This is a genomic window from Sporosarcina sp. ANT_H38, assembly GCF_008369195.1.
Lineage (GTDB): Bacteria > Bacillota > Bacilli > Bacillales_A > Planococcaceae > Sporosarcina.
The window spans coordinates 1926554-1939090 of sequence record NZ_VOBC01000001.1; the positions used below are offsets into that span (position 1 = coordinate 1926554).

12 protein-coding genes are annotated in these 12537 nt (G+C 37.7%); all 12 read right to left on the bottom strand.

The window, feature by feature from the left end:
* Positions 1-7 precede the first annotated feature (7 nt).
* Positions 8-1615, bottom strand: a complete 1608-nt coding sequence (locus tag FQ087_RS09145; protein ID WP_149580142.1) for a PTS transporter subunit EIIC — start codon at positions 1613-1615, stop codon at positions 8-10.
* A gap of 53 nt (positions 1616-1668) precedes the next feature.
* On the bottom strand, positions 1669-3075 hold the full coding sequence (locus tag FQ087_RS09150) for a Sapep family Mn(2+)-dependent dipeptidase (RefSeq protein ID WP_149580143.1): 1407 nt from the start codon (positions 3073-3075) through the stop codon (positions 1669-1671).
* Between the two features lie 14 nt (positions 3076-3089).
* Entirely contained in the window at positions 3090-3734 is a 645-nt protein-coding gene (locus FQ087_RS09155) for a transaldolase family protein (protein ID WP_149580144.1), read from the bottom strand.
* Between the two features lie 96 nt (positions 3735-3830).
* Positions 3831-4820, bottom strand: coding sequence for a class II fructose-bisphosphatase (gene glpX / locus FQ087_RS09160; protein ID WP_149580145.1), 990 nt, complete (start codon positions 4818-4820; stop codon positions 3831-3833).
* A 12-nt stretch (positions 4821-4832) separates the two neighbouring features.
* Positions 4833-5993: an iron-containing alcohol dehydrogenase gene (locus FQ087_RS09165; RefSeq protein ID WP_188006683.1), complete on the bottom strand. Its 1161-nt coding sequence runs from the start codon at positions 5991-5993 to the stop codon at positions 4833-4835.
* A gap of 24 nt (positions 5994-6017) precedes the next feature.
* Positions 6018-6737, bottom strand: coding sequence for a ribulose-phosphate 3-epimerase (locus tag FQ087_RS09170; RefSeq protein ID WP_149580147.1), 720 nt, complete (start codon positions 6735-6737; stop codon positions 6018-6020).
* A gap of 73 nt (positions 6738-6810) precedes the next feature.
* Entirely contained in the window at positions 6811-8196 is a 1386-nt protein-coding gene (locus tag FQ087_RS09175; RefSeq protein ID WP_149580148.1) for a tryptophanase, read from the bottom strand.
* A gap of 293 nt (positions 8197-8489) precedes the next feature.
* Positions 8490-9119, bottom strand: coding sequence for a helix-turn-helix transcriptional regulator (locus FQ087_RS09180; protein ID WP_188006684.1), 630 nt, complete (start codon positions 9117-9119; stop codon positions 8490-8492).
* 432 nt (positions 9120-9551) lie between these two features.
* On the bottom strand, positions 9552-10061 hold the full coding sequence (locus FQ087_RS09185; protein WP_188006685.1) for a conserved phage C-terminal domain-containing protein: 510 nt from the start codon (positions 10059-10061) through the stop codon (positions 9552-9554).
* Between the two features lie 114 nt (positions 10062-10175).
* On the bottom strand, positions 10176-10481 hold the full coding sequence (locus FQ087_RS09190; protein ID WP_149580151.1) for a hypothetical protein: 306 nt from the start codon (positions 10479-10481) through the stop codon (positions 10176-10178).
* Positions 10481-10645, bottom strand: coding sequence for a hypothetical protein (locus FQ087_RS22415; RefSeq protein ID WP_188006686.1), 165 nt, complete (start codon positions 10643-10645; stop codon positions 10481-10483). Before FQ087_RS22415 ends, FQ087_RS09190 begins: the two co-directional genes overlap by 1 nt.
* Positions 10646-11330: 685 nt before the next feature.
* A complete protein-coding gene (locus FQ087_RS09195; protein WP_149580152.1) occupies positions 11331-11945 on the bottom strand; it encodes a PH domain-containing protein in 615 nt (204 codons plus the stop codon).
* Positions 11946-12537: the final 592 nt, after the last annotated feature.

Consider the following 12537-nt stretch of genomic DNA (forward strand, 5'->3'; position numbering starts at 1 on the left):
GGTATTACTATTCCATCCCTAATTCATCTTTTACCTGACTAGCCAAGGTTATCACGTGTGTTCCATATATAATTTGCAGGAAGTTTCCGTTCCGTACAACTCCCTTTGCACCAAGTTCATTGACCCATTTGTCATCGTTATCAACTTTGCTTACATTCATAACTTCAACGCGCAATCTTGTTGCGCAATTAGTTATGTTCTTAATGTTAACTCCGCCACCCAGAGATTGAATGATCCCAGAAATCTGATCGTTTACTCCTGATTCTTTTTGTTGAATATAATCTTTTTTTGAGTAAAGTTTGATATTGTCGTCTTTTTCTTCCCGGCCAGGGGTGTTCATATTAAATTTCAGAATAGCCCAACGGAAACTGAAAAAATAGGTTGCAAAATAGGCAGGGATCAGAAATAATAACGCTATAGCATGAACTTTATCAGGTTGCAATAGGTTTGGGAACATATCACGAACAGCCACTCCAGTAATTGATACATTTAGCGCCTCAGTTAATACATACGATAGTCCAGATAAAGGTACATGAATTAAGAAGTACAATAAAGGCTGTACAAATAAGAAAGTATACTCAATTGGTTCTGTAACTCCAATCAAAACTGCCGTCGTTATCGCCGGAACTAGTATACTTGCAACCTTTTTCCGATTTTCTGGTTTTGCTGTATAATATATTGCAAGAGCTGCACCAGGCAAACCACCAAAATGAAATAAGATTCTCCCCGTTGTAAAGTTCCTTACAATGTACTCTGATTCAGTAGGTGATCCCATTTGAGCTAACATAATATTACGGACACCTTCATACAATGTTCCGTCCACCAGCATTGTGCCGCCAACTTTTGTATACTCGATTGGAAAAGCAATTAAATGATGAATTCCGATTGGTAATAATGCACGATCTGCTGCACCAAACACAAATGTTCCAATTAAACCACTTGTAGTAATAAAGTCACTAAAACTAGCCAATCCAAGTCCAATGTAAGGCCATACATAATAAAGTAAGATACCTACAGGAATTGTTGCGATAGCAATAACAATTTGGACGTATCTAGGACCTGCAAAGAAAGAAAGAGCATTTGGTAATTGTTTCTGATAATATTTATTATGGATAAAACTCGTAATAATACCTGCAATAAGCCCTGAGAAGATACCCATATTATAACTATAGATACCAAGCACGTGACCAAAGAGTGAATTGAAATTTTGCGCATCCAGTTCTGTGTAACCAGTTTGCATCAAAGCTTCAATCGTAGTGGTTTCAGGTGTTAGATTGTTTATGTTTAACATTGTATTAATTACTGTATTTATTCCTAGAAAAAGTACAAGCCCACCGAATGCTGCCCATCCTTTTTCTTTTTTTGATAAACCAAATGCAAGACCTACAGCAAAAAATACAGGTAAAAACCTCATAACCATAAAACCTAAGTTATTAAGGATTAAAAAGAAATTATGAGCAATATTACCTTCTTTAATTAACCAACCTAAATGAAGAGCTTTAACATTCTCGATGTTTGCAAAAGCAGCTCCAATACCAATAAAAATACCAGCAATTATTAGTAGAATAACTGGAATCATCATTGAACCTGCGAACACTTGAATTCTTTGCTTCATTCCCTCACTCCTTATTTGATTAGAGTTTTGACTAAGAGTTAAACTTGATACTTTCATCTAGTAGCTAATAACCTAAGTGTTTCACAATAAATAATGATTGCTTTATAGAGAGTTTCAATCCGGATTTTTTCATTCTGCTTATGTGTGTTAGGAGTATCCCCCTGAAATGATGGTCCAAAAGCAACACCACAATTTAATGCCCTAGCATAGGATATCCCCCCCTTTGTCATGAGCTCCGCATTTTCCCCAGTGACCCTCTTATACGCTTGTTGCAATGTTGTTATTAACTCGGAATCTGGATGAACATACAACGGCTGATGTACTTTGCTAATTTCTAAGGACAAACAATTTATTACAGAAAATTCAGTTAATTTATTTTGCACATTCTCTTGAGTCCGGCTTTTAGGAAATCTATAATCGAAAGCGATTTCAAATTCCCTTCCCTTATACAAGACATAGGGTATACTTAAGGTTGTTTCACCCATCTCTGAATCTTCATCATATAACCCCATTTTTTCCCCATGAACGTCATCGAGTAAAAATCTCTCCAGAAGGCCCTTGAAATTTCTTCCTTTTCCAATCCCCCCCTCAATGCACATTAAGTCTCTACCGAACTTAAATATAGCATTTGCGCCTTTATGTGGATTTCTTGATAATGTTTTCTCCCCCCTGTAGATAGCGGTTACAATTTCATTATCACAATGTACTTCAGCGGCTTCAATTAGAATATCTTTTAATGAATTGGGGTTGTGACTATGAAACTTCACGATCAGATTTTCACAAATAAACCCTCTTTGTTTTTCGCTTTCAATAACTAATAAATCATGTTGGGATTCTTTTATTGGTAGTTCATCATCTTTCAGATAAAAAGAACCTTGGATTACTCCTTTCTCACCATTTACAATGGGAAAATCTCCGTCCGGAGAAAACGCCATAATTGGTTGGGGATTATATTTAAAATAATGATCCATGCATTCCCAACTTGTTTCCTCCGCACCTCCCAAAATAAGTCGAACTTTTCTATTAAATACAAAACCCAAATCCCTTAATATTTTCATCGCATAATAAGAAGCAAGTGCAGGTGCCTTATCATCATTAACCCCCCTACCGTATAGAAAGCCATCATGATTAGTTAATATAAAAGGATCAAACGACCAATCATCTTTTTCTCCCTCTGGAACAATATCAAGATGGGCGAGAATTCCAATCACCTCTTCCCCTTGACCGCTTTCGATATGAAGGGCATATCCATCGAAATCAACATTTATAAAAGAATCCCTTTCTGCAAAAGAAATCATCTTATCAAAAGCATCTCTGATTCCCATACCAAATGGTGAATTCGAATCTTTGGACTCTAGATCGCGCACAGAGCGTATAGCTACTAATTCAGCCAGATCATCCATTAGCTGTTCCTCATAATATCGGAGTCTTTCATAATAGCTGTCTATCAAATTACCCACCTACTATTACCTCCTTAGTCAACCTCCAAAACTTTCTTCATGTCTATTTCAAACGTTTCTACTCCCAATATCGTTAAGGGATGATGGAAACTACCATCTATTAATTGAAATGGCACGGCTATATAGTCAGCGTAAAGTGCTACTTCTTGGAGCTGAAACTTAGTTCGAATGCTGGACGCCACAACCTTTGCTTCATACCCTTTTGATTGAATAATCGTTGAGACATTCCGTACAAATTCTAATCCATCTATTCCAAGTTCTTCATTCCTGGCAACAAAAAGAAATAAATAATCTGCGTTAGCATTTAAGGACAACATGGCCTGATTCACATCAAAAACTAATGTCATAGCCGTCTTGATTCCCTTTTGATGCAAATAATTAGCTAATTTCAAACCTAGGGCTGAATAGTTTAATTTGATAATGATTTCGCCATTTGAAATTTCGGTAAGTAAATTAACTTCATCTACCATCTCTTCAAAATCGGTGCCTATCACTTCTGCAGTGAGCAAGATATTTTTCTTGCTATATTTTTTTATAAATTCATAGTAGTTAACATTTCCTTTAGCATATAAGGTTGGATTTGCTGTAACGCCCACAACTCCCATCTCTAATGCTTGCGCAATTTCTAATTCATTTGTAGAATCAATTAAATATTTCACGTCTTACCTCCTTGGCCAATAGATTTCTTTCGTTGCCAGGGGAAGAGGGATTGAATTCCACCCTCGTTCTTCCCTATGACAATCACTTGACTACTATTAAAAACTTGTTAATGAATGCTCAGTGGCTATATACTGGGCTACATTGTCTTTTCCCGTTAATAACAAACTATGAGTATTTATTTTCTGATTATGCTGCTTGATGACCCCTTGTAAAACCTCTGTATTCGTAATGCCCGTGGCAATAAATACAGCCTCGTTATCACCTACAAGATCATCTAACGTTAAAATACTGTCTACATCAATCCCCATACTTAAACACCTTTTCAATTCTTGGATGGAAATAGCCTCATTTTCCGGCGTCGCCCCCTTTACTTGCGAGCGAAACAGTAACTTGGCATTCATTTCACCGCCGAGTGCTTTTAAGGCTACAGCGGATATCACTCCTTCTGGTGCTCCACCAATCCCATAAAGTAAATCAATGTTTCCTTTTTCCAATGCAATTTGTAGACCACCAATTACATCCCCTTCAGGAGGAGTAAACACCCGAATTCCTTTACTTCTTAACGTTTGAATAATCGAAGTATGTCTCGGTTTATCCAATACGATTATTGTCATTTCGTGAAGCTTTTTCCCCAATTTCTTTGCAACACTCATAATATTTTCTTCAAGGGATTTTGTAAGATCGATGGCACCTTTGCCATTTGGCCCAACCATAATTTTCTCCATATACATATCTGGCGCGCTAAAAAGTCTTCCTTTTTGTGCTAATGCCATTACTGTAATGGCACCTGCAATCCCTTTTGCTGATGATGATGTACATTCAATCGGATCGACTGCAACATCGTAGTGAACTTCAGACTTCATATTTCCCAAACGCTCACCTTCATAAAGCATGGGTGCATCATCTATTTCACCTTCACCGATTACAATCTCAAAGCATACGTTTAGCTTGTTTAGTCCCGTTCTTATTGCCTCAACTGCTACTAAATCGATTTTCGCCTTATCTCCCATCCCAATCCAATGATAGGCATCAATCGCTACTTGTTCACACGTTTTTACAAGAGCTAGTTGTACTTCTTCCTTCATTTCTACACCACCCTACAAGCTGTTAATTAAGATTTCCTGCATCCCCTTTGAATCTGTCAGCGGAAGATTAAAGAATAATTTCCCTTTCATTTCATGAACGATGTCCTCCGGAATTGCTAGGGAAGTTAATGATACGGAAAGATCAATCGCTTTCAAGAAATTTTTCATTGTGACGAATGCTTTTTCATCTATTGCTTGGTGTTCCCCAGCTGGTGCATACTCTTTCAAGATTTGAAGCACTACTTCCATCTTGTCAGGTATTTTCTTACTTACACTTTTGAAGAAGCTTGGGTAGACGAACGCCAATGTTTCCCCATGTGCAATTTCCGGATAGTAGCCATTTATGATTTCTCCGATAGGATGTGGCGCCTCTGCTCCTGCGTTCGACAGACAAATTCCAGCCAAATAATCCGCATATGCAATTTTTTCTCTCAATTCCACATTTTCTAAATCCATAATTACCTTTGGAAGCGTTTTTACAATAAGCGTCACCGCTTGTAATGATAGTGTTGTACTTAGCATTGAGGCTTTTGGGTTAAAATAGCTTTCAATAGCATGGCTTAGTGCATCAAAACCAGTTATGGCAGTTATCTTTTCGGGTACTGTTACCATTAACTCAGGATCTATAATACTTAATCTTGGAAATAAACAAGAGTGAAAAAGAGTGTTTTTTTCATTTTTCAATGGATTTGTAATAACAGCAGCTTGTGTAACCTGAGAACCTGTCCCTGCTGTTGTATTAATGGCTAAAACCGGTAGTGCTTGAATGGTTTCATCATTATCCGAAAAAGGATTAGAAAATTCATTGAAGCAAAATTCCCATGTATATTCTTTGTTGTAAACCATTAACGCCACTGCTTTGGCTGTGTCAATAGAAGAACCGCCACCAAAAGCTAGAACGAAATCTACATTTTCTTCTATTGCATTTTTTTTTGCTTTATCTACAATATCAATTGTTGGATTTGGTTGTACTTGATCAAAAATCACATATTCAATTCCATTTTCCGACAAACTATTCGTGATCTCTGAAAAATATTTTTCTCGACCATTATTTTTAAGGGAAGTACGGACAATTAAACACTTTCCCCCATAGACTTTGGCTAACTTTCCAATCTCTTTTCTTGCACCCTGCCCAAAACGGATTCTCCCAGGTGAATAAAATGAAAATTCCACGTCCTCGCTCCCCTGTTCATTTATTTATTCTCCGAAATGTTCAATGCTAGCTTCATTAATTGCGTCGCGGCAAGCTTTTACTCCGGCTGTTATCCCTTCAGGATGCTTGAAAATTCCTGATGATAGGATAATGACATCTGGCTCTGCAGCAACCATCAGAGATAAATTATCTGCTCTTAATCCGCCGTCAACGGCAAGCTCGCATGTTGGATTCTTCTCATTAATAAGCGCTCTCGCTCTTTTCACTAAATCAAGCGATGATTTACGCCATCCCCAATTATCTTTTCCATCTGTCTCGTCAACTCCATGCACTACAATGTGCAAACGATCTATATCATAAATTGCTTCCTCAACAAAGGATAATGGTGTGTAGCAGCCTATCGTGAGGCCAACTTTCATGTTAAATTCTCTGCAATAATTAATAATGTAGGCCAACGGAGCACCTAGGAATTGTTCCGCCGGAATGATCAACATATTCGCACCTGCGGCAGCAATTTTCTCAATGAACAATCGATCGCATTCCTTTGTATAAATATGACATTCAATCGGTTTGTCTGTTACCGGCCTAATTCCCTCGATAATCTGGTGTCCTCCCATTAACTGCATGTTTCTCAAATCATGCATATCGGCTGCATCGGAATGAATGTAGTCAGCTCCGGCGTCAGATGCCTCCTTTACAATATCAGCAATATGTCCATAGTCTACATGCGCTAGTCCTGCAGCAATTTTAATATATTTTTTCATAATAATATTCCTCCTATAGTTTTCTATTGAATTGTATTTTGTTTTTGATGCATTCAATGCAATTGTATTCTGCTTATAAAAGTTCGAAACCGGCTGTGAAGTGTCTCAATGAAGTTACTGAGCCCTCATGTACAAGTTTCATACCTTTATATTGCTCACGATTTTTATAAATTTCACCCAGCGCATTTGCTATTACATCCATATGGCTATTCGTATAAACTCGTCTTGACAGAGCGATTCTCATCGTTTCAATTTCAGGTAGAATCTCATCGCCTGTAACAGGATCTTTAGAACCAAATGCACAAGCCCCTATTTCTACAGCACGCACACCAGCCACTTCATAAAGAGCTACAACTAGCCTTTGAGAAGGGAATTGGTGTTGCGGAATTTCCGGGAAAAACCTTCTACCATCAACGTAAACACCATGTCCTCCTGTAGGTTCAATTATAGGAATTCCCTTTTCTAATAAGCGGTCACCCAGATACTTCGCCTGATTAATTCTATATTCTAAATAATGCTCATCGCATCCTTCTTGCAAACCGACTGCAAGCGCTTCCAAATCACGTCCAGCTAAGCCACCATACGTAATAAACCCTTCATGAATAATGGCTAATTGCTGAGCTTTTTCAATAATCTCAGCATTTCTTGTTACGAACAGGCCCCCTATATTAACCATTCCATCTTTTTTCGAGCTCATTGTGGCTGTTTCACAATATGAAAACATTTCTCTCGTAATCTCTTTAATTGGCTTATTAAGATATCCTTCTTCTCGTTGTTGGATAAAGTAAGCATTTTCAGCCATTCTTGCACTATCAATAACAACAGGAATACTATGCTTTTTAGCCAATTCGCTTACTTCGCGAATATTTTTCATAGAGACAGGTTGGCCACCATTGTTATTGCACGTAACTGTAATGATCACAACAGAAATTTGGTCAGAACCTTTTCCATCAATCAATTCCTGCATCTTATGGAGATCAATGTTCCCTTTAAATGGATGACTAGGGCTAGCCGTGTCTTTTCCATCATCAATAACATAATCAACAGCTAATGCACCCAATACTTCGGCATTTCCTCTAAATGTATCAAAGTGCATATTTCCAATTGCATATTTCCCTTTTTCGGCGTATAACTTGGCCATTATATAATCAGCTGCTCTGCCTTGATGTGTTGGTTGAAAATAAGGCATTCCGAAAACATCCTGAACCGATTCTTCCAATTTGAAAAAACTTTTTGATCCAGCATATGATTCATCACCAAGCATTAATGCTGACCATTGTTCACTACTCATTGCAGATGTACCACTATCAGTCAAGCAATCGATGTAAACATTTTCTGCTCTTATTTTAAAAGCATTATATCCTGCTTCCTGAAGCCATATTTGTCTTTCCTCTTTCGTTGTTTTCTTTACTCTTTCAACCATTTTTATTCTAAATGGTTCAGCTGTCATAAAGTGCATTAAAACTCTCCCTCTCCAAGTTTCGTTAATTTTTTAACACCTTGAGAAAATATTATCACGGACTGTTTTGAATTGCAACACAACTTAAACAAAAACTCATTACTTGAATCAGATTCTAAATTTCTCGGCTATCTACGATGATTTTTGAGGAAGCAAGACCTCCCTAAATCTTAGATAATGATAGTATTGCAAACAACCTAATACTAAAGAAGAACACTTTATTTTCATTTAAAAGACCCCTTCTTGATTTTAAAATCAAGAAGGGGTCTTTTACTCAAATAATTATTTTCACTCTATAGTTTATTAATATATCGATAAATAGAAGTTTCAGATGTATTTAAGACCTTGGAAACTTCCGCAACGGATCCCTTAATTAAAAATATTCCCTTTTGATCTAAAGATCTAATCAGTTCAATTTTTTCTTCTTGAGATAATCGATCAGGAGCCACATCGAATTTTGCCAATACATCCTGTATAGTTTTGTTCATTAAATCTTCAAATGAGAGATCAAAACTTTCATAAAAATCCTCCCCTTTGTATTGAATTGTTTCTTGACCGCTTATTAAACGATTTAAGACACTACGAAGCTCTATTAATTCATCTACTTTGTAATTAATAGTAATAATCCCCGTTAACTCCCCTCCTGAATTCTTGATAAAGTGAGAGGCTGATCTTAATTTTCTTCTTTCAAAAGAGAACGCTCTATAATTTACGAGCGAGTCTTCTTCTTCATATACTTTTTGTTTAATAAACTTTTTCTCCATATCAGGAATAGGACTTCCGACACCTATATTAGGGTCAAATGGGTGCTTGACAAAAACCACCATATCTTTATTAGTATCATACAATATCACTTCTGAATCATGCCCGAGAAAATTTGCAATAAATTCCACAATAGGAATATATGAATTTAAATTAGACAAATATTTACCTCCTTTCCATTTATGAAGGGCCCTTTCCCCCATGTTCCATTTTATCAATACTCATTCATAAATCATATCAGAAAAAAGAACTTCGTAAATATAATGATAATAAAATCACTTCACTTCTCGCCCGCATGCCCTCGTCCTATTGGAGTGGTTCGTCAAAAGGTTTAGTTACATTTCAAGATAATGTCTTTACAGTACATGTGACTCCATTACCCGAGCACGCAGAGATTCTTTTCCGCAGGACTGAGGAAATTTGTGACTATAGATTGCATGCTTATTTTGAGCGAAAATTAAATTTTTATGGAGTGAATTTGTTTTACATAACTCAGTGCCAGGTACTGACACCATTTGCCCACTTCAAATTGTGGAAGCAGCTGGCACCGAATACTACACATTTTTTTCAATCTGCTCATGACGATCCATCCGTTACGTCTCCCCTTTGCTAAAGTCTAATTCGAATGGCTTTGGCGGCCTGCTTTCTGGCGACTCGTTGACCCTCGATTCTTCCAAATAATTTTCAAAACTCATTGCATTGAATAACGTGGAAGGCCGTAAATACTTCTGCCAATGTCGATCACCCAGCCAGTTCTTAGCTTTCGTATCAATGACCTTTTTACAATCCGCCACTGTATATCCGTCACTGAAACGCCCTTTCTCCAATCGTGCAGTCACCTTCGAAGACGCTTTAAATTGCTTGCACGCTTTGTCGTTCAAATAATTAATGACAGACACAACATCGAGATCGTTCTCGACAAGTTCTTTTTTAATACTCTTATTCTCTTTGGTTATTGCTAGGGGCATTTTGCCTTCTGTAGAGGGAGCAATCTGCACTTCCTCTTGAGCTGATTTTGCAGTCGGCAATGTTGCATGTTGCTCCGTTTCAAGTTGAAGTTTTGTATAATCAATGCGGTACCCTTTCGTCTTGTCCATTTTCATCCGATTATCCCGCATTAACGGGCAGTAAGACCCCCAACTTCAAGTCTTCGTGGAAGCAAGAAGAATAAGTGGGGGATCAACTGCCCGTAAAAGCCCGAATGGATCAACTAACAATCAGTGGGGGATGAGGAACCCTCCCACTGATTGAAGTTTCGCTTTATACGAAGAGCTTGCAATGATATACCCTTTAATTTCCAGTCTACGAATCGCTCTTTTAATCGTATCGACTGACCAAAATGGGAATTCGTCATTTTTCCACTCTTCATATGTTTTGTAAACCCACTTATGCCCATCCCGAATATTGTTCGAGATGAGCGATCTAAAATGCAGTTGCTGGAGTACCATCGCCTCGTTTAACCCAAGCTGCATCGCGAGCGATGGAAGCACCTGAAGCGGTGACTCTTTTATTAATAAATTCATCACGAATCCTCCTTTGTCGAATAAAGTTCAAACACATTTCTGCCTACTATATAGGCGACGCTTAATAAATAGAATGTTCTTCCAACAACGCTTTGTCGCTTGGTGATGGCCTTACGCAATAAGCCCGCCAGTAGATCACTGTCGGTCTTATTGCTCCGGCTCACACTTGTCGCTCCTTCGCTAGATTTGTTCGTTATACTGGTGAGATATACCGCCTAGTCAATTCTAAATATATAGCTAGTGTTTTCTAACGACAGCAAGACGTCTCTTGCCTAGTCGAAAGATGCCTTCACTCTTTATATAGACAATTCATATGAAAAAGGAGACAAAATGATGAAATTTTTTTTTGCTTTGGGAATAAACTAACCCCCACCTCTCCAAACCAAGCCCAACATGCTATCAGGTAATAGCTGTAAGGTGAGAGCCAGGCACTGCTACAATTAGGGCAATAGGATGTTGGTCATGCATTGGAGAGGGTCTAAATTCTATCCCTCTTCGTTGCCGCAGGACGTTGCGAATCTAGAATGCCTTCCTTATCAGACGCGAATGGTTTCAGTAACCTGGTACCCGCGAAATTCCAAAAGAAAAAAATAACACGATTCATTCAATAGCTGAATGAATCGTGTTTCATAGTAGTAAAGTTACTGTGGTTTACATCGTTAGGTATCAATTTATCAACCATTAAATTACAAAGAGCTGTAATAGTTATGGATACATTAACATCAATAAACTCTTCACCATCAGTATCTAGTTCTAGATAGGGAAAGGTCCCAATTCCCAAAAAAACCTGCTTCAGAACCTGGGTCCCCACACTTTTCTAAAGAATAGAATGTACAGCTAGCTTATAAGTTAATTATTAATATATTTCTCAAACACATCACCAAAGTCTTTAGTTTTATATTGGTCACGGGCTGCCGTTAACCAGGAGAAACCAAACTCGGTCAATTCTTTATACTGGTCGGCTAGCTGGATGTCAGACAGACGTGCGTTATGCAGCACTGTTACAGCTTTATCAAGACTTCCATTCGCTAACTCTAGCAGGATATTGTTTTCATGGACTTTTTCCGAAATATAAGATAATGCTTTGTACAGATCAATCAATTGGGCAAGTTGATTTTTATCAACGTCAATGCTGAACGATTGATTGCCTAAAGAGAACTTGATTTCAACATCCAAATCCACTTTCCCAGCCGTTTCCAAAAACACATTGGTAATTTGATATTGAGAATACGAATAGCGTTTTAGCAAGCGCTTCGAAGATATAGCTTTCTCTCCATCGACATGAATAAATCCACTGTTCGTAAAGCAATATTCATCCGACTTTGTCTTGATTAAAAAATAAATCTTTTCATTCTCTTCATTTCGAATATAATCATCCGCATCCGTTTTATCATAATCTTCTGGACCGATGATTTTACCAATATCCGACAGGCCTAACGCGTCTGAAGCAAATTTTTTCAACATATGCCTCGCTCCTTCTCTCTACCTAAATTCTTTCACATCTATTATATAACATTACCTGAGAAATATGTCAGAACCTCTATTTAATTTGTCACTCCATCCAAACAGATTAGTAATTATCATAATTCTTCCCCTGTGAACTTCTCTCACCTGGTCTGGTAGCATCGAAGATTAATTACGTGCGAATCTGACACTCCCTTATCGAAGGGGCGTGTCTATATAGTAACCCCTTTTTAGTTTTCTACTGGTCAACCTCACTTCATGTGGATGTCAGCCACATTGACTAGGTGTTGACAGCATCTAGTCTTTTTAGTATTGAATTATATTTTTGTGTTCACTGAATAGGTACCTAAAATTTAAGTGTAATTTTGCAATATACTATAGATAACAAGCATACATCTAGTAAGACAGTATAAACTAAAATGGACCACCTGATGCTACTAATATTAGGCGGTCTGTACTAGTAGGTTCCCTTCAAGGGATCAGCTCTATAGAGATAAAATAATCCATCCATTATGAGCTTCCACTCTAGGATGGATTATTTGTATGGGCAAAAGACAACATTGCTATCATTCATGTTTAGTGCAACGCGCCT